Source organism: Pseudomonas sp. S35 (genome assembly GCF_009866765.1).
In the GTDB taxonomy this organism is placed as follows: domain Bacteria; phylum Pseudomonadota; class Gammaproteobacteria; order Pseudomonadales; family Pseudomonadaceae; genus Aquipseudomonas.
In genome coordinates this window covers 4,173,011-4,191,238 of the sequence record NZ_CP019431.1, presented here as the reverse complement: position 1 = coordinate 4,191,238, position 18,228 = coordinate 4,173,011, and the positions used below count along the sequence as shown (strand labels likewise).

Genomic DNA, 18,228 nt, shown 5'->3' with positions numbered 1-18,228 from the left:
CGTTGGCGCAAGACTTCTTTAAAAGTAGATGAGAATTACTATAAATTGCACAGGGCCAAATTGCCATTATGCAATTGGCTTGCATTTTCAGGTGCTCAAGGAATGGATACTGCCCCTATGCGGCGGTCGGGAGTCATGTTGGAAAACTACTATCGCGAGCTGGTGAGTTTCCTCAACGCCAAGCTGGGCAACCGTCAGGTGGCCGAAGATGTGGTGCATGACGCTTATGTGCGGGTACTTGAGCGCTCCAGCGATATTCCCATCGAGCAGCCCCGGGCGTTTTTATACCGCACCGCGCTGAACCTGGTGATCGACGGCCATCGGCGCAATGCCCTGCGCCAGTACGAACCGTTGGAAACACTCGACACTGAAGAGCGATTTTGTGCCGGCTCCCCTCAGGCCAGCCACGATCAGAGCCAGCGGCTGGAGATGCTCGAGCGTGCCCTGGCCGAGTTGCCCGCGGCCTGTCGTGACAGCTTTATGCTGCGCAAGCTCGAAGGGTTGACGCACCTGCAGATCGCCGAACGCCTGGGCATTTCCCGCTCGTTGGTGGAAAAACACATCGTCAACGCCATGAAGCATTGCCGGGTGCGGATGCGTGCGTGGGACGTACACTGATCGCTGATCAGTAAATTTTATTTCACTGTCCTCGTTTCCTATCAACACATGACCTGTTGTGCAGGTCTTGAAGGTATTTCTGCCCCACCGCCAAGGGGCTTATCCAGAGGACACTGGAATGACACAGGCAATTGCTTCGCCCGCGGTTCACGACCTCATCGGTATCGGTTTCGGCCCATCGAACCTGGCGCTGGCCATCGCCCTGCAGGAACGAGAAAAAACCCAGGGCAAGCTGGACGCACTGTTTCTCGACAAGCAGGCCGACTACCGCTGGCATGGCAATACCCTGGTGACCCAGAGCGAACTGCAAATCTCGTTCCTCAAGGACTTGGTGACCCTGCGCAACCCCACCAGCCCGTACTCTTTCGTCAATTACCTCAAAGCCCACGACCGCCTGGTGGACTTCATCAACCTGGGCACCTTCTACCCGTGCCGCATGGAGTACAACGACTACCTGCGCTGGGTCGCGGCGCAGTTCCAGGGCCAGGGCCGTTATGGCGAGGAAGTGCTGGCCATCGAGCCGATCCTGCATCAGCAGCAGGTTGAGGCGCTGCGCGTGATTTCCCGCGATGCCCACGGTGAGCAGCAAGTGCGCACCACGCGTTCGGTGGTGGTCAGCGCCGGTGGCACGCCACGGGTGCCTGAGGCGTTCAAGGGGCTCAAGGACGACCATCGCGTATTCCATCACTCCCAGTATCTGGCCCGTGTGGCGCAGCAACCGTGCGTGGAAGGCAAGGCGATGCGTATCGCGATCATCGGCGGTGGCCAGAGCGCAGCCGAAGCCTTTATCGACCTCAATGACAGCTACCCATCGGTGCAGGTCGACATGATCCTGCGCGGTTCGGCGCTCAAGCCCGCCGATGACAGCCCGTTCGTCAATGAAGTGTTCTCGCCGGCCTTTACCGACCTGGTGTTCCAACAAGTGGGCGCCGAGCGTGAGCGTTTGGTCGCCGAGTACCAGAACACCAACTACTCGGTGGTCGACCTGGACCTGATCGAGCGGATCTACGGGATTCTCTACCGCCAAAAGGTCTCCGGCATCGCCCGCCACGCGTTCTGCACCATGACCGTCGTGGAAAAGGCCGTGGCCGGCCCGCTGGGTGTCGAACTGACCCTGCGCAACAATGCCAACGGCGACGTCACCGTCAACCATTACGATGCCGTCGTACTGGCCACCGGTTACGAGCGCCAGATGCACCGCGAGCTGCTGGCGCCGATGGAAGCGTACATGGGCGATTTCGAAGTCGCCCGCGACTACCGCATCGTCACCGACGAGCGCTGCAAGGCCGGCATCTACATCCAGGGCTTCAGCCAGGCCAGCCACGGTTTGAGCGACACTTTGCTGTCGATTCTGCCGATTCGCGCCGACGAAATTGCCGCCTCGTTGTACGAAAACGACCGCAGCCGTGGCAAAGGGCGTTCGGTGCGGGACCTGCTGCTGGCCACCGCCAGCTGACAGGCAGCACTTGTGACCCGGAGGGTCGCCTGATACTGTACAAAAAACCAGTATCGGTAGCCCTCCATGCAGTTGATCGAAAAACTCAGCATCCTCGCCGACGCCGCCAAGTACGACGCTTCGTGCGCCAGCAGTGGCGCGCCCAAGCGCAGTTCGCAGGGCAAGGCGGGGCTGGGTTCCACCGATGGCATGGGCATCTGCCACAGCTATACGCCCGACGGCCGTTGCGTGTCGTTGCTCAAGGTGCTGCTCACCAACTTCTGTCTCTACGACTGCCAATACTGCGTCAACCGCCGCTCCAGCGACGTGCCCCGTGCGCGTTTCAGCCCGCAGGAGGTGGTCACCCTGACCCTGGACTTCTACAAGCGCAACTGCGTCAGCGGGCTGTTCCTCAGCTCCGGCATCATCCGTTCGGCCGACTACACCATGGAGCAACTGGTACGGGTGGCGAAGCTGCTGCGAGAAGAACATGACTTTCGCGGTTATATCCACCTCAAGACCATCCCCGACGCGGACCCGGCGCTGATCGCCGAAGCCGGGCGCTATGCCGACCGACTGAGCGTGAACATCGAGTTGCCCACCGAGGCCAGCCTGAACACCCTGGCGCCGGAAAAGCAGATCGTCACGATCAAGCAGGCGATGCAGACCATCTACACCGGCGAGCAGACCGTGTTCAACGAACCCCGCGCCCCGCGTTTTGCCCCGGCCGGGCAGAGCACACAGATGATCGTCGGCGCCGACGACACCGATGACAGCACCATCCTTCACGGCGCCGAGGCGTTGTATGGCAACTTCAAGCTGCGCCGCGTGTATTACTCCGCATTCAGCCCCATCCCCAACAGCCCGAAAAGCGTGCCCCTGGCCGCGCCACCGCTGATGCGTGAGCACCGCTTGTACCAGGCGGATTTTTTGCTGCGCAGCTATGGCTTCAGCGCCAATGAATTGTTCGAAGGCCCCGGCCACCTGGCGTTGGATATCGACCCCAAGCTAGCCTGGGCCCTGGAGCATCGCGAGGTATTCCCCCTGGACCTGAACCGCGCCGAACCCACCTTGATCGCACGTATTCCGGGCATCGGCCTGCGCACCACCCAGCGCCTGGTAGACCTGCGCCGCGAACGCAAGATCCGCTTCGAAGACCTGGCCCGCATGCGCTGCGTATTGGCCAAGGCCAAGCCGTTTTTCATCACCAGCGACTACCACCCACAACAGGCCGATAGCACCAGCGTGCTGCTGCGCGAGCAACTGCGCGACCGCCCGCAGCCGCAGCAGATGGGGTTGTGGGGATGATCAGCCTGGAATGCGCCAACCTGTTCAGCACTTGGCGCGAACAGGCGCGCTGGTTGCTCAGCCATCAGGTCGATCCCAGCCAAGTGAGTTGGGGCGAGGCCGAAGTGGCGGACCTGTTTGCGACTGACGAAGCGATCCCTGAAGGGCTCGGCCCGTTCCAGGCGCGCATTCCCAAGGCCCTGATCGAACTGCTGGAGTCGGCGTCCTGCTATCACGGCGACCAGCGTTGGAGCCTGCTATATGAAGTGCTGTGGCGCGTCAGCCATGGCGACCGCACGGCGATGCTGGCGGGCGACAAGCTGGGCAGCGAATTGCAGCGGCGCATCAAGCAGGTCAGCCGGGAAGCCCATCACCTGCATGCGTTTGTGCGGTTCATCGCATTACCGGCAGGGGCGGGGCCTGAGTTACCCGAGTACGTGGCCTGGCATGAGCCGGCCCACGACATTTTGAAATCGGCCAGCCAGCATTTTGTCGGGCGCATGGGGCGTCATCGGTGGATGATCGCTACACCGTTGGATGGGGTGTATTACGACGGTGAACAGCTGATTCATCAGCGCCAGTGTCCCGAGGCGTGGCAGCAACTGGCGCAAAATGTCGAAGACCCCCACAGCGCCATGTGGCTGACCTACTACAGCCATATTTTCAATCCGGCGCGGTTGAACCCCAAGGTCATGGAAGGGCACTTGCCGAGTCGGTTCTGGAAGAATTTGCCCGAGGGCAAGTTGATACCGGGGTTGATCAGCGAGGCGCGCACCGGCAAGCAGAAGGATGGGCAGGCGAAGCTGGTGGGGGCGCGCCAAGGTAAGAAAATCTTAAGCGGGCATGGTTAAAAATGTGGGAGGGGCGGTGCGACGATTCGACTTGCTCCCTCCCATATTCGATCCTCATTGGCTTGGCGAGTGGGGCTCAGGTCAGTTCGGTCGCGGTGTTTTTGACCACCGCCAACTCCGGATGCGCCACCAACTTATCGATATGCAACTCGTCATTGTTCAACCAGGTCTCCGTCAACACCCGGTAATGCTCCATGTCCCGGCAGCGCATGCGCAGGCTGTAGTCAAACGGCCCACTGATCAGTTGGCATTCGAACACCTGGGGGCAGGCCTTGACGCAAGCCTCAAAGGCCTTTTGCGCCGAGCGCCCGCTTTGGTTGGACAACGCCACCAGCACCAGCAATGACAGCCCTGGCGAGACCATCTGCACATCGATGATCGCGCCGTAGCCACGGATCACCCCACGGCGCTCCAGCTTGCGCACGCGCTCCAGGCAAGGCCTGGGCGTCAGGTGCACCAGCGACGAGAGCTTTTCGTAGGTGATCCGCCCCTGATGGCGCAGCACTTCGATGATCGCTTCATCGATGCGGTCCAGCGAGGGGGAGGTATGGGGTCCGTTGGCCTTGGTATCCATGGGTTTCACTTCAAACGGTTGGAAAGAAATTGCTGCAGGCGCTCGCTCTTGGGATGGTCGAGGATCTCGGCGCCGCCTTGCTCTTCGACACGGCCCTGATGCAGGAACAGCACTTGGCTGGACACCTGGCGGGCAAAGCCCATCTCGTGGGTGACCATCAGCATGGTACGACCTTCCTCGGCCAACGTCTGTATGACTTTGAGGACTTCTCCTACAAGCTCCGGGTCCAGCGCAGAGGTCGGCTCATCGAACAGAATGATTTCCGGCTCCATCGCCAAGGCCCGTGCGATCGCCACGCGCTGTTGCTGTCCGCCGGACAGGAAGGCCGGGTATTGATCGGCCACGCGGCCGGGCAGGCCGACCTTGTCCAGGTACATACGCGCACGTTTTTGCGCTTCGGCCGCGCTCACGCCCAGCACCCGGCGCGGGGCCATGGTGATGTTTTCCAGCACGGTCATGTGGCTCCACAGGTTGAAGTGCTGGAACACCATGGCCAGGCGCGTGCGCAGGTTTTGCAGTTGTGCCTGATGCGGCGCACGGGTGCCGGCGCGACCTTGCTGCATTTCGATACTGATGCCGTCCAGGGTAATGACCCCGGCGTCTGGCTGCTCCAGGAAGTTGATGCACCGCAGCATGGTGCTTTTGCCGGAGCCGCTGGCGCCGATCAGGCTGATCACATCGCCTTGGCGGGCATTAAGGGAAACACCCTTGAGCACCTCGTGTTCGCCATAGCGTTTATGAATACCTTCAACTTGCAGCTTGACTGCGGCGGTTGCGGTGTTGGCAGCGGGTTCGTCAACGGGATAAGTGGCCAGGGCCTGCGCGGACTGATTCATGGGTTAGCCTCGGGTAGGAACAAGAAAACGCATCCAGCGACGTTCGGCCAGTCGAAACAGGCCCACCAGTGCAAAGGACAGCAGCATGTACAGCAGGGCGGCGATGCCGAAGGCCTGGAACGTGAGGAACGTTTCGGCGTTGGCATCACGCGCCACTTTGAGGATGTCGGCGACGGTGGCGGTGAACGCCAGCGAGGTGGCGTGCAGCATCAGGATCATTTCATTGCTGTAGGCCGGCAATGCGCGGCGCAATGCGGCGGGCACCAGCACAAACAGGTTCAAGCGCCAGCCGTGAAGGCCGTAGGCGCGGGCGGCTTCGATTTCGCCATGGGGAATGTTGCGGATCGCCCCGGCGAAGATTTCCACGGTGTAGGCGCAGGTGTTGAGCACAAAGGCCAGCAGGGTGCAGTTCAACGCGTTACGGAAAAACTGGTTGAGCAGGGCGTTGTCCTGCACCACTTCCAGGCTGTACAGCCCGGTGTAGCAAATCAGCAGTTGGATATACAGCGGCGTGCCGCGAAACAGGTAGGTGTAGACCTCCACCGGCCAGCGCAGCCAGACGTGCTCCGAGACCCGGGCCAGTGCCAGGGGAATCGACAGAATGAAGCCCAGCACCACCGAGATGATGAACAGCCACAGGGTCATGGCCACGCCGGACAGGCCTGCGCCATCACTGAACAGGTAGGCCAGGCCGTATTGCTGGAACAGTTCGATCATCGCGCCATCCCCTTGATGCCGAGGTTATAGCGCCGTTCGAGGCGCTTGAAGATGCGGTTGGAGAGGGTGGTGATCACCAGATACACCAGGCCGGCGAGGATCAGGAAGTACAACGGCTCGTTGGTGGTCTTGCCGGCGTTTTGCGCGGCTTTGACCAAGTCTGACAGGCCGATGATCGACACCAGCGCCGTGGACTTGAGCAGCACCAGCCAGTTATTGCCCAGGCCCGGCAGGGCGAAGCGCATCAACTGCGGGAACAGCACCAGGTGAAAGCGCTGCCAGCGGCTCAACCCGTAGGCGGTGGCGGCCTCCAGTTGGCCGACTGGCACACTGAGGATCGCACCCCGGAAGTTCTCGGTGAAATACGCGCCGTAGATAAACCCCAGGGTGATCACCCCGGCGGTAAATGGGTCGATTTCAAAATAGACCCAGCCCAAGCTTTCGGTCAGGTCGTTGAGCCACAGTTGCAGGCTGTAGAAGATCAGCAGGATCAGCACCAGGTCCGGCACGCTGCGGATCAGCGTGGTGTACAGCGTGGCCGGCACTCGCAGCCATCTGGCGCTGGACAGTTTGGCACCGGCGGCGAGCAGGCCGAGGGTGAGGCTCAACGCCAGCGCGAGGAGCGCCAGCTTGAGCGTCATCCAGGCACCCTGGGCCAGCATGGGGCCGTAGCCTTGCAGGTTGAGGAGGTCGTTCATGGGGAGAAATCTCTAAAGGCGCAGATATTCCCCTGCGGGCCCGGTTTATGTGGGAGGGGGAGGCAAGCCCCTCCCACATAAACCCTCTACCACAGGGGGGCTCGGCGTTGGCTTACTCGTTGTAGATGTCCTGGTCGCCGAAGTATTTCTGCTGAATCCTGGCGTAGGTGCCATCGGCCTGGACGGCGGCGATGCCCTTGTTGATCAGCGCACGCAACTCCTGATCGTTCTTGCGCAAGCCCAGGGCGATGTCCAGGGGCAGGGTCGGGTCCTTGAAGGCCGGGCCGGTCTTGAAGTCGGCGCCTTCAGGCTTGGACAGGAAGTTGAGTTGGGCTTCGAGTTTGTCGGTGAGGGTGGCGTCGAGGCGGCCGTTTTGCAGGTCGGCGTAGTTCTGTTCCTGGGATTGGTAGGCCTTGACCTGAGCCCCGAGCTTGGCCAGGTGCGCACGGGCATAGGCTTCCTGCAACGAGCCTTGCAACACGCCGACCTGCTTGCCTTTCAACGATTCGGGGGTGTCACCGAAGTCGGCGCTTTTGCGGGTGATCACCGAGGTGGGGCTGAGGAACAGCCGGTTGCTGAAGTCGATGACTTTCTCACGGGCCGGCGTCACGGCCATGGACGACATGATGGCGTCGAACTTGCGCGCGCGCAGGGCCGGGATCATGCCGTCGAATTCGTTGTGGACCCACGTGCATTTCACATCGAGCTTGGCGCAGATGGCATTGCCCAATTCGATATCGAAACCTTGCAGGCTGCCGTCGGCGGCCACGGATTCAAACGGGGGGTACTCGGGGAACACGCCGAAGCGGATTTCTTTCCATTCCTGAGCGTGGGCGGCGGTGGCGCACAGTGGCAACAGCAACGCAGCGAAGAGTGATCGCAATGGAGTCATGGTGTAGTCCCTATATTTTGTAATTGATGTCAGGGCAGTAGAAAAGAGGTGCAGCTGCATTCATTCAGTGACTCTTTGGTCGGGCTCAGAATGCTTCATGGTGGTGCGTTTTTTGTGTCGTTTACCCGGTGCGCAAGGCGCGAATTGCGCTGTTAAAAACAGCAATGCAGCGCAATCGGCTGTTGCACCCGCTGAATCGGCTTTCATCCCTGCAATTCTGGCCCGCCCTTGGCGCAAAGCGGCAGGCCAGAGCGGTCTCAGGCGCGCTTTTTATGCTGTGCGCGTGGCTGCTGGGCCAGGCGTGCAAACAAGTCCTTGGGGTCGGCCAAGTCGGGCACCAGTTCCAGTTCGCTACCCACATCCAGGGCTTTGGCCACGTCCAGCACATAGCGCAGGGCTGAGTAGTCTTCGATGGCAAAGCCCACCGAGTCGAACAGCGTGATCTGGCGTGCGTTCTCGCGACCAGGTTGCTGGCCGTTGATCACTTGCCACAGTTCGGTCACTGGCGAATCTTCCGGCATGTGCTGGATCTCACCTTCGATGCGGCTTTGCGGCTCGTACTCGACGATCACCCGCGCGCGCTCGACGATACGGCGGTCCAGTTCGGTCTTGCCTGGGCAGTCGCCGCCCACGGCATTGAGGTGCATGCCCGGCTCGATCATCTCGTCAGTGAGGATGGTCGCGTAGGCCTTGTCGGCGGTAACCGTGGTGACGATGTCTGCGCCTTTGACGGCTTCGGCCACGCTGCCGGCCAGGATCACCTTGATCGCCGGGAAGGCCTTGAGGTTGGCTGCCAGCTTGGCGGTGGCCTTTGCATCGATATCGAACAGGCGGATTTCGTTGATGCCGAGCATCGCGTGGAAGGCCAGGGCCTGGAATTCACTTTGCGAGCCGTTGCCGATCAGCGCCATGCTGCGGCTGTTGTCGCGGGCCAGGTAACGCGCTACCAGCGCCGAAGTAGCGGCGGTGCGAATGGCGGTGGTCAGGGTCATTTCTGCCAGCAATACCGGTTTGCCGGTGTCCACATCGCCCAGGGCGCCGAAGGCCATCACGGTGAGCATGCCGGCCTGGGTGTTCTTCGGGTGACCGTTGACGTATTTGAAGGCGTACAGCGAGGCGTCGGACACCGGCATCAGCTCGATCACGCCCTCCGGCGAGTGGTTGGCCAGGCGTGCGCATTTTTCGAAATCCTGCCAGCGCAGGTAGTCGGCGCGGATGTACTCGGCCATCTCGGTGATGCAGGTTTGCAGGCCTTTTTGCGAAACCAGATAGCTGAGGTCGTTGACGTCGATATAGCGGGTCATGGCAAGACTCCTTATTGAAATGAGGGGCGGGCAGGCAGGTGCACTTCCGCGAGCATGCAGCGGGCACTGCCGCCGCCGATGCGTTCGATGTTGTCGATGTTCACCACCACCGGTCGCGTGTGGCGCTCCACATGCTGGCGCTGGGCCGGTTGCAACGCGCCCCAGGCACTGGCGGACATCACCAGCAGCGGCTGGCCGTCGCGGTCATGCACTTCGAGCATGTTGCCGGCGAAGGCTTCCAACTGGTCGAAGTCGAGGGCGAGGATGTCTTTGCCGGTGTCGCGCAGGGAGCGTTCCAGGGCCTGGCGCTCGTTGTCGTCGGGTAGGGCTTGCAGGCACACCACCGAGAGGTCGCGGCCGACGCTCATCATCACGTTGCTGTGGTAGATCGGCGCGTGGTGGCGGTCGACCGCATGGAATACACAGAGTTGGTAATCGAGGCGTTCGGCGAATTCGCGCAGCGCATCGTAGTGGGTGCGACCGGAGTGGCAGGCATAGCTGATACGGTGCTGGCGGTCGAGCACCATGCTGCCGGTGCCTTCGAGGAAGATGTTCTGTTGTTCGAGGTGGCTGAGGTCGATGGTGCTGTTGATTGCAAAGCGTTGCTCCAACACTTGCAGCACACCCTTGTTGCGTTCCAGTCGGCGGTTCTGGCCTTCCATCGGGTACAGCACCAGGCTGCCGTCGGCATGGCTGCTCCACCAGTTGTTGGGGAAGATCGAATCGGGGGTATGGGGCGCCGGGGTGTCCTGCACCACCAGCACTTCCACGCCGTGCTGGCGCAGGGTGTCGACATAGCCGTCGAACTCTTCCAGCGCTTTGTGCTGTGCGCTGAGTGGGTCGAGGGGTTGGCGTTGGAAGCGGTTGTTGATGGCGGTGTCCGGGTTGAAGGCAAAGCGCGCCGGGCGAATCATCAAGACGGTGTTGGTGGTTTGCATGGGTGCACAGATCCATGAGTAAGGCGGTAAAGAAAGATGCAGTGGGGCTATTTTGTGGCTTGTGCGGTGTGAATCCCCGCTGAAACAACGGGGCGGCTCAGCCGGGAAAGCTGAAATGGGGGGTATCGCAGCCGAACCGGCTGTAGGGGTGAAATGCGCTTGAAGTGTTGGGGGGGCAAGTCGAATCGTCGCACCGCCCCTCCCACATTGGTATGGTGGTGTTTGTGCTAGTGCCGTCAGCCAGGAGGAACCATGTCCACCGCCGTTCGTCTCGCCCAACCCACCGATGCCGAGGGCATCAGCCAGGTCATCCTGGCGGCCTTGTACAGCAGCAATGCGCAGGATTACCCGGCGGATGTGATCGCCCGCGTGGCGGCTAACTTTACGCCCGAGGCCGTGCTGGCGTTGCTCACGCGTCGTGTTGTGCTGGTGGCCGTTCAGGGCGAGGTGATCGTTGCCACGGCGGCACTTGATGCGAATGTGGTGCGCTCGGTGTTCGTCAACCCGACCTTGCAAGGGCAGGGCATCGGAAGGCTGTTGATGGTGGAAATCGAACTGCGCGCCCGCGAAGCCGGAGTGACGCTATTGAGCGTGCCGTCTTCGCTGACTGCTGAACTGTTCTACACCAAGCTGGGGTTTCACACGGTACGCGATGTTTACCACGGCAACGAGCGCACGCTGGTGATGGAAAAGACGTTGTCATCGCGCTATCCCATCGGGCCGTATCGCGACCGTGCGCATCGTGCACAAGTGATCGAGCTATGGCAGGCGGCGTTTGGTTATGACACGGCGCATAACCTGCCGAGCCTGGCGATCGATAAAAAGCTGGCGGTCAATGACGGGTTGTTCTTTGTGGCGACCGATAAAAAAGCTGTGATCGGGACCATTCTCGCCGGTTACGACGGCCATCGCGGCTGGCTGTATTCGGTGGCGGTGCACGCGGACTATCGGCGTCATGGCCTGGGCGCGTCGCTGGTGCGGCATGCGGAGCAGGCGTTGACCGCGCTGGGCTGCATGAAGATCAACCTGCAGATCAGCAGTGGCAATGAGGCGGTGACGGGGTTTTATGAGGCGCTGGGGTATGGGGTGGAGCCGAGGATCAGCATGGGCAAGAAGATTCCCGAGAATATCCCGGCTCAATCCTGAGGACACGGCAGAGCAAAGGTGGGAGGGGGCTTGCGCCCTCCCACATTTGATGTGCGGTGCGGCGGGGTTAGACCTTCACGATCCAACCCGCTGGCGCTTCAACGTCGCCGGTCTGCACGCCGGTCAGCTCTTTGTAGAGCTTCTGGGTGATCGGGCCCACTTCGGTTTCGCTGTGGAACACATGCAGGTGGCCGTTGTATTGGATGCCGCCGATCGGCGAGATCACCGCAGCAGTACCGCAGGCGCCGGCTTCCTTGAAGTCGGCCAGTTTGTCGATGAACACTTCGCCTTCAACCACTTCCAGGCCCAGGCGGGTCTGGGCCAGTTCGATCAGCGACAGGCGGGTGATGCCTGGCAGCACCGAAGGCGACTTCGGCGTGATGAACTGGTTGTCATGGGTGATCCCGAAAAAGTTGGCCGAGCCGACTTCTTCGATTTTCGAGTGGGTCATCGGGTCCAGGTAGATCGCGTCGGCGAAGCCGGCTTTTTTCGCTTCCGAACCGGGCATCAGGCTGGCGGCGTAGTTGCCACCGACTTTCGCAGCACCGGTGCCCTGTGGCGCGGCGCGGTCGAAGGTGGAGATCTGGAAGTTGTGTGGCACCAGGCCGCCCTTGAAGTAGGCGCCGACCGGGATGCAGAACACCGAGAAGATGAACTCCGGCGCGGTACGTACGCCGATGTTGTCACCGGTGCCGATCACGAACGGGCGCAGGTACAGCGCGCCGCCGCTGCCGTACGGCGGGATGAACCGCTCGTTGGCCTTGACCACTTGTTTGCAGGCTTCGATGAACACGTCGGTCGGCACATGCGGCATCAGCAGGCGGGCGCAACTGCGCTGCATGCGTGCGGCGTTCTGGTCCGGGCGGAACAGGTTGATCGAGCCGTCCTTGCAGCGGTAGGCCTTGAGGCCTTCAAAGCACTGCTGGCCATAGTGCAGGGCGGTGGAGCCCTCGCTGATGTGCAGCACGTTGTCGTCGGTCAGGGTGCCTGCTTGCCACTCGCCGTCCTTGAAGGTCTGGAGGTAGCGTTTGTCGGTCTTGATGTAGTCAAAACCCAGCTTGTCCCAATTGATGCTTTCGTTACCCATGACACCCTCTATCTTTGGTCAAGTCGGTTTTTTTCTGGATGGGCGCAACAATACTTCATTCTTGGCGTGTGTGGGAGCCACAGGGTGGCTGTCTTCAGCCTCTGTATTGGCCGATCCACCGATATCGGGGGCAAGCCCCTCCCACATTTTGGAATGCATTCCCCTGTGGGATGGGCGGTGCGACGATTCGACTTGCCCCCGATGGCCTCGCCACGGTTTTACATATGCAGCGCGTGCCCCAAAGCCCGCAAGGCGGCTTCCTGCACAGCTTCGCCCAAGGTCGGATGCGCATGGATGGTGCCCGCCACATCCTCCAGGCGCGAACCCATTTCCAGGCTCAGGCCAAACGCGGTGGACAGTTCCGATACGCCCACGCCCACGGCTTGCCATCCGACAATCAGATGGTTGTCACGCCGCGCCACCACCCGCACGAAGCCGGTTTTCGACTCCAGCGTCATCGCCCGGCCATTGGCCGCGAATGGGAAGCTCGACACGATGCAGTCCAGGCCCGCGGCCTTGGCGTCGTCCGGCGTCTTGCCGACCACGACCAACTCTGGGTCGGTAAAGCACACCGCCGCAATCGCTGTCGGGTTGAATTCGCGGGATTGACCGCTGATCAGTTCGGCAACCATTTCGCCTTGGGCCATTGCGCGGTGGGCCAGCATTGGCTCGCCGCTCAGGTCGCCGATGGCGTACACATTGCGCATGCTGGTCTGGCAACGGCTGTCGATCTGGATCGCCGCGCCGTTCATCGCCAGGTTCAGCGCTTCAAGGTTCCAGCCTTGGGTGTTGGGTTTGCGACCCACGGCCACCAGGACCTGATCGGTCTCCAGCGTCAACGTGTCGCCGTTCGGGTCACGCACCTGCAGGCAGTTGTCGGCAAACCCGGTGACACTGTGCTTGAGGTACAGCTTCACCCCCAATTGCTTGAGGGACTCGTTCACCGGCTGCGTCAGCTCGGCGTCGTAAGCCGGCAGGATGCGATCCTGGGCCTCGACCACACTCACGTCGGCGCCCAGCTTGCGATAGGCAATCCCCAGCTCCAGGCCGATATAGCCGCCGCCGACCACGATCAGGCGCTTGGGCACGCGGGTCGGCGCCAGGGCTTCGGTAGACGAAATGATCGACCCGCCAATCGGTAGCATCGGCAGGTTGACGCTGGTCGAGCCGGTGGCCAGCAGCAGGTGTTCGCAGTGGATACGCTGGTCGCCGACGTCGACGGTCTTGCCATCCACCACCTTGGCCCAGCCGTGGATCACCTGCACCTTGTGCTTTTTCAGCAGTGCGGCGACGCCGGTCGTCAGGCGATCGACGATGCCGTCTTTCCATTCCACGCTTTTGCGGATGTTCAGGGTCGGTACGTCCACATCGATGCCCAGGGGCGAGCCCTGGCTGTGATGCACGGTTTGCTGGAATTGTTCGGCCACGTGGATCAAGGCCTTGGACGGAATGCAGCCGATATTCAGGCAGGTGCCGCCCAGCGCCTGTCCTTCCACCAGAATGGTCGGGATGCCCAGTTGGCCGGCGCGAATCGCCGCCACATACCCGCCAGGCCCGCCGCCGATGATCAGCAAAGTGGTGTTCAACGTCATGACTTACTCCAGGAACAGGCTGGCGGGTTGTTCGAGCAGGCCGCGAATGGCCTGGATGAATTGCGCCGCGTCCATGCCATCGACCACGCGGTGATCGAACGAGCTGGAGAGGTTCATCATCTTGCGCACCACGATCTGGCCCTTGATCACCATGGGCCGCTCGACGATGCGGTTGACGCCCACGATGGCCACTTCCGGCAGGTTCAGCACCGGGGTGCTGACGATACCGCCCAATGCGCCGAGGCTGGTCAAGGTAATCGTCGACCCCGACAGCTCATCACGGCTGGCCTTGCCATTGCGCGCGGCCGTGGCCAGGCGCGCGATTTCCTCGGCATTGCCCCACAGGCTGCGGGCTTCGGCGTGACGCACCACCGGCACCATCAAACCCACGTCGCTCTGGGTGGCGACGCCCACGTGCACCGCGCCGAGGCGGGTGATGACTTGGGCTTCATCGTCGTAGCGCGCATTGATCTGCGGGAAGTCGCGCAACGCCACGACCATGGCCCGCACGATAAACGGCAGCAGGGTCAGCTTGCCGCGTGTGGCGCCGTGCTTCTCATTGAGGTGCACGCGCAGTTCGTCCAGCGCGGTGACGTCGATCTCTTCTACGTAGCTGAAGTGCGCAGCGCGGCGGGTGGCGTCCTGCATGCGCTGGGCGATCTTGCGGCGCATGCCGATCACCGGGATCTGCTCTTCGTTGTTGCGTTCGGCGTAGGGGTTGGCGGTTGTCGAGGACGTTCTCGCACCTTGCTGGAGGTAAGCGTCGAGGTCTTCATGCAAGACCCGGCCAGCGGGGCCGGAACCTTGCACCAGGCGCAGTTGTATCCCGGCATCCAACGCATGTTTGCGCACGGCGGGCGAGGCCAGCGGGCGTTCGTCGGTTTCACGGGCCACGGGTGCTGCTGCGGGTTTGGCCACGGGTTTCGCTTGAACCACCGGCGCCGGCCTGGCTTCGACCACGGGCGCAGCCTTCACCGGCTCAGCCGCTACTGGCGCATCCTTGGCGTTACCGGCGCCTTCTACTTCAATGCTGATCAGAATACTGCCCACGGCCATGACTTCACCCGGCTCGCCGCCAAGGGAAATCACTTTGCCGTGCACCGGCGAGGGAATGTCCACCATCGCCTTGTCGGTCATCACATCCGCCAGCACCTGGTCTTCGACGACCATGTCGCCGACCTTCACGTGCCATACCGACAGTTCAACTTCCGCGATGCCTTCGCCAATGTCCGGCATCTTGATAACGTGCGTGCCCATTCAGACCTCCATGACCCGTTTCAACGCCGCGCCCACTCGGGACGGCCCTGGGAAATACGCCCACTCCTGCGCGTGCGGGTAGGGCGTGTCCCAGCCGGTGACGCGTTCGATCGGCGCTTCCAGGTGGTGGAAGCAATGCTCCTGCACCAGCGCTACCAGTTCGGCGCCAAAACCGCAGGTGCGCGTGGCTTCGTGCACCACCACACAACGGCCGGTCTTTTTCACTGACTTGACGATGGTGTCCAGGTCCAAGGGCCACAGGCTGCGCAGGTCGATGACTTCGGCGTCGATGCCGGTTTCTTCGGCGGCGACTTGCGACACATACACGGTGGTGCCATAGGTCAGCACGGTCACGGCCGAGCCCGGACGCACGATGGCGGCTACGTCCAGCGGCACGGTGTAGTAGCCGTCGGGCACTTGCGCTTGCGGGTGTTTCGACCACGGCGTGACAGGGCGGTCGTGATGGCCATCGAACGGGCCGTTGTACAGGCGCTTGGGCTCCAGGAAGATCACCGGGTCATCGTTTTCGATGGAGGCGATCAGCAGGCCTTTGGCGTCGTAAGGGTTGGACGGCATCACCGTGCGCAGCCCGCAGACCTGGGTGAACACTGCTTCGATGCTCTGGCTGTGGGTCTGGCCGCCGTAGATGCCACCCCCGCACGGCATGCGCATGGTCAGCGGCGCGGTGAACTGGCCCGCCGAGCGATAACGCAGGCGCGCCGCTTCGGAGATGATCTGGTCGGTGGCGGGGTACACATAGTCGGCGAACTGAATCTCGGCGACCGGGCGCAGGCCGTAGGCGCCCATGCCCACGGCTACGCCGATGATGCCGCTTTCCGAGATCGGCGCGTCGAACACCCGCGAGCTGCCGTACTTGGTCTGCAAGCCTTCGGTGCAACGGAACACGCCGCCGAAGTAGCCGACGTCCTGGCCGAACACCACCACGTTGTCGTCACGCTCAAGCATCACATCCATAGCCGAGCGCAGCGCCTGGATCATGGTCATGGTGGTGGTGGTCATGGCGGTTTCCACTTCAATGCTGTTGTTGTGATCGTTCATGTCAGATCCCCAACTCTTGACGCTGGCGCTTCAAGTGCTCCGGCATCTCTTTGTAGACGTCTTCGAACATGGTCGCGGCGCTTGGAATCTGGCCGCCGGCGAGGGTGCCGTACTGTTCGGCTTGTTTTTGCGCCGCGATGACTTCGGCTTCCAGCTCGGCACTGACCGCCGCGTGTTCCTCTTCGGACCACTGGCCAATCTTGATCAGGTGCTGCTTGAGGCGGGTGATCGGGTCACCCAGCGGGAAGTGACTCCAGTCGTCGGCAGGGCGGTATTTGGAGGGGTCATCGGAGGTGGAGTGCGGGCCGGCGCGGTAGGTGACCCATTCGATCAGGCTCGGGCCGAGGTTGCGGCGCGCCCGTTCGGCTGCCCAGGCGGAGGCGGCGTACACCGCAATGAAGTCGTTGCCGTCCACACGCAGGGAGGCGATGCCGCAGCCGACGCCGCGTCCGGCGAAGGTGGTGGCTTCACCGCCAGCGATGGCCTGGAACGTGGAGATGGCCCATTGGTTGTTGACCACGTTAAGGATGACCGGCGCGCGGTAGACGTGGGCGAAGGTGAGGGCGGTGTGGAAGTCGGATTCGGCGGTGGCGCCGTCGCCGATCCAGGCCGAGGCGATCTTGGTATCGCCCTTGATCGCCGAGGCCATGCCCCAGCCCACGCCCTGTACGAATTGGGTCGCGAGGTTGCCGGAAATGGTGAAGAAACCAGCGTCCTTGACCGAATACATGATCGGCAGCTGGCGGCCTTTGAGGGGGTCGCGCTCGTTGGACAGCAACTGGCAGATCAGGTCCACCAGCGGCACCTCGCGGGCCATCAGGATGCTTTGCTGGCGGTAGGTGGGGAAGCACATGTCGTCGATGTTCAAGGCCAGGGCCTGGGCGCTGCCGATGGCTTCTTCGCCAAGGCTCTGCATGTAGAACGACATTTTTTTCTGACGCTGGGCGACCACCATGCGGTTGTCGAAGATGCGCGTCTTGAGCATCGCGCGCATGCCGCGGCGCATGATTTCGGTGGAGACGCCTTCGGCCCACGGCCCCAGGGCCTGGCCCTGGTCGTCGAGCACGCGGATCAGGCCCTTGGCCAGGTCGGCGGTGTCGGCAGGTTCTACGTCGATGGCGGGTTTGCGCACCAGGCCGGCGTCGGTCAGGCGCAGGTAGGTGAAGTCGGTCTTGCAGCCTGGTCGGCCCGAGGGTTCAGGGACGTGCAGGCGCAGTGGTTCATACTGCTGGGTCATGGCTTCTACGCTCGATCTTGTGAATTTCTTGTAATGGGCGCGCTAGCTGACAGTCGGTCTTCGGGTAGAAGAATTCTTGTCCTACAACAATCATAGGCGGGGCGTAGAAGAATATTTATCTGTGTTTCGTTGCGCCCGCGATCATTTGCGGATAAAAAACCTGCATAAACATAATAAACAGGTGATTTTGTCTCATGCGCAAACTGGACCGTACCGACATCGGCATTCTCAACGCTCTGCAGGAGAATGCCCGCATCACCAACGCCGACCTGGCCCGCTCGGTCAACCTGTCGCCCACGCCGTGTTTCAACCGGGTCAAGGCGATGGAAGAGTTGGGGCTGATTCGTGAACAGGTCACGCTGCTCGACGCCGACCTGCTGGGGCTGCACGTCAACGTGTTTATCCATGTGAGCCTGGAAAAACAGAATGAACTGGCGTTGCAGCAGTTCGAAGGCGCGATCTCGGACCGGCCCGAGGTAATGGAGTGCTACCTGATGGCCGGCGACCCGGATTATCTGATCCGTGTGCTGGTGCCGACGATCCAGTCGCTGGAGCGCTTCATGATGGATTTTTTGACCAAGGTGCCGGGGGTGGCGAACATTCGCTCAAGCTTCGCTCTCAAGCAAGTGCGCTACAAGACCGCGTTGCCGCTGCCGGCCAATGGCATCAGCCTCGGTTGACAATGTGGGAGGGGGCAAGC

General features: G+C 61.8%; 18 protein-coding genes. 6 read left to right on the top strand and 12 right to left on the bottom strand.

Annotated elements, in window-relative coordinates; genetic code table 11:
• Positions 1-135 precede the first annotated feature (135 nt).
• From PspS35_RS18595 to PspS35_RS18580, 4 genes are all read left to right on the top strand, one after another.
• Positions 136-618, top strand: a complete 483-nt coding sequence (locus tag PspS35_RS18595; protein WP_159938074.1) for a sigma-70 family RNA polymerase sigma factor — start codon at positions 136-138, stop codon at positions 616-618.
• 118 nt (positions 619-736) lie between these two features.
• Positions 737-2,074 (top strand): SidA/IucD/PvdA family monooxygenase, encoded by a 1,338-nt coding sequence (locus PspS35_RS18590; RefSeq protein WP_159936251.1) that lies wholly within the window; start codon positions 737-739, stop codon positions 2,072-2,074.
• Between the two features lie 66 nt (positions 2,075-2,140).
• Positions 2,141-3,361 (top strand): putative DNA modification/repair radical SAM protein, encoded by a 1,221-nt coding sequence (locus tag PspS35_RS18585; protein WP_159936250.1) that lies wholly within the window; start codon positions 2,141-2,143, stop codon positions 3,359-3,361.
• Positions 3,358-4,191, top strand: a complete 834-nt coding sequence (locus tag PspS35_RS18580) for a TIGR03915 family putative DNA repair protein (protein ID WP_159936249.1) — start codon at positions 3,358-3,360, stop codon at positions 4,189-4,191. The genes PspS35_RS18585 and PspS35_RS18580 overlap by 4 nt, the downstream gene beginning before the upstream one ends.
• A gap of 76 nt (positions 4,192-4,267) precedes the next feature.
• Here PspS35_RS18580 and PspS35_RS18575 read toward each other — a convergent pair whose 3' ends face one another.
• The 7 genes from PspS35_RS18575 to PspS35_RS18545 all read right to left on the bottom strand — a co-directional run bounded on the left by PspS35_RS18575 (position 4,268) and on the right by PspS35_RS18545 (position 10,150).
• Positions 4,268-4,765: an Lrp/AsnC family transcriptional regulator gene (locus tag PspS35_RS18575; protein WP_159936248.1), complete on the bottom strand. Its 498-nt coding sequence runs from the start codon at positions 4,763-4,765 to the stop codon at positions 4,268-4,270.
• 5 nt (positions 4,766-4,770) lie between these two features.
• A complete protein-coding gene (locus PspS35_RS18570; protein WP_238785886.1) occupies positions 4,771-5,601 on the bottom strand; it encodes an ATP-binding cassette domain-containing protein in 831 nt (276 codons plus the stop codon).
• A gap of 3 nt (positions 5,602-5,604) precedes the next feature.
• Positions 5,605-6,318 (bottom strand): ABC transporter permease, encoded by a 714-nt coding sequence (locus PspS35_RS18565; RefSeq protein ID WP_159936247.1) that lies wholly within the window; start codon positions 6,316-6,318, stop codon positions 5,605-5,607.
• The gene (locus PspS35_RS18560) at positions 6,315-7,016 is read right to left on the bottom strand and encodes an ABC transporter permease (RefSeq protein WP_159936246.1); all 702 of its coding nucleotides are present in this window, start codon (positions 7,014-7,016) and stop codon (positions 6,315-6,317) included. The genes PspS35_RS18565 and PspS35_RS18560 overlap by 4 nt, the downstream gene beginning before the upstream one ends.
• A gap of 112 nt (positions 7,017-7,128) precedes the next feature.
• Entirely contained in the window at positions 7,129-7,908 is a 780-nt protein-coding gene (locus PspS35_RS18555) for an ABC transporter substrate-binding protein (RefSeq protein ID WP_159936245.1), read from the bottom strand.
• Positions 7,909-8,165: 257 nt separating this feature from the next.
• Positions 8,166-9,212 (bottom strand): ornithine cyclodeaminase, encoded by a 1,047-nt coding sequence (locus tag PspS35_RS18550; protein WP_159936244.1) that lies wholly within the window; start codon positions 9,210-9,212, stop codon positions 8,166-8,168.
• Between the two features lie 11 nt (positions 9,213-9,223).
• On the bottom strand, positions 9,224-10,150 hold the full coding sequence (locus tag PspS35_RS18545; protein WP_159936243.1) for an arginine deiminase-related protein: 927 nt from the start codon (positions 10,148-10,150) through the stop codon (positions 9,224-9,226).
• A 252-nt stretch (positions 10,151-10,402) separates the two neighbouring features.
• On the opposite strand from PspS35_RS18545, the gene PspS35_RS18540 reads away from it, so the two are divergent.
• A complete protein-coding gene (locus tag PspS35_RS18540) occupies positions 10,403-11,296 on the top strand; it encodes a GNAT family acetyltransferase (RefSeq protein ID WP_159936242.1) in 894 nt (297 codons plus the stop codon).
• Between the two features lie 67 nt (positions 11,297-11,363).
• On the opposite strand, the gene PspS35_RS18535 is transcribed toward PspS35_RS18540, so the two are convergent.
• The 5 genes from PspS35_RS18535 to PspS35_RS18515 all read right to left on the bottom strand — a co-directional run bounded on the left by PspS35_RS18535 (position 11,364) and on the right by PspS35_RS18515 (position 17,528).
• Positions 11,364-12,383, bottom strand: coding sequence for a branched-chain amino acid aminotransferase (locus PspS35_RS18535; protein WP_159936241.1), 1,020 nt, complete (start codon positions 12,381-12,383; stop codon positions 11,364-11,366).
• A 218-nt stretch (positions 12,384-12,601) separates the two neighbouring features.
• Positions 12,602-13,975, bottom strand: coding sequence for a dihydrolipoyl dehydrogenase (gene lpdA, locus PspS35_RS18530; RefSeq protein ID WP_159936240.1), 1,374 nt, complete (start codon positions 13,973-13,975; stop codon positions 12,602-12,604).
• A gap of 3 nt (positions 13,976-13,978) precedes the next feature.
• Positions 13,979-15,232, bottom strand: coding sequence for a dihydrolipoamide acetyltransferase family protein (locus PspS35_RS18525; protein WP_159936239.1), 1,254 nt, complete (start codon positions 15,230-15,232; stop codon positions 13,979-13,981).
• Positions 15,233-16,291, bottom strand: coding sequence for an alpha-ketoacid dehydrogenase subunit beta (locus PspS35_RS18520; protein WP_053138622.1), 1,059 nt, complete (start codon positions 16,289-16,291; stop codon positions 15,233-15,235).
• Position 16,292: 1 nt separating this feature from the next.
• Complete coding sequence (locus PspS35_RS18515; protein WP_159936238.1) at positions 16,293-17,528, bottom strand: 3-methyl-2-oxobutanoate dehydrogenase (2-methylpropanoyl-transferring) subunit alpha; 1,236 nt, start codon at positions 17,526-17,528, stop codon at positions 16,293-16,295.
• Between the two features lie 194 nt (positions 17,529-17,722).
• Here PspS35_RS18515 and bkdR point away from each other — a divergent pair, with 194 nt between their 5' ends.
• A complete protein-coding gene (bkdR, locus tag PspS35_RS18510; protein ID WP_159936237.1) occupies positions 17,723-18,208 on the top strand; it encodes a Bkd operon transcriptional regulator BkdR in 486 nt (161 codons plus the stop codon).
• Positions 18,209-18,228 lie beyond the last annotated feature (20 nt).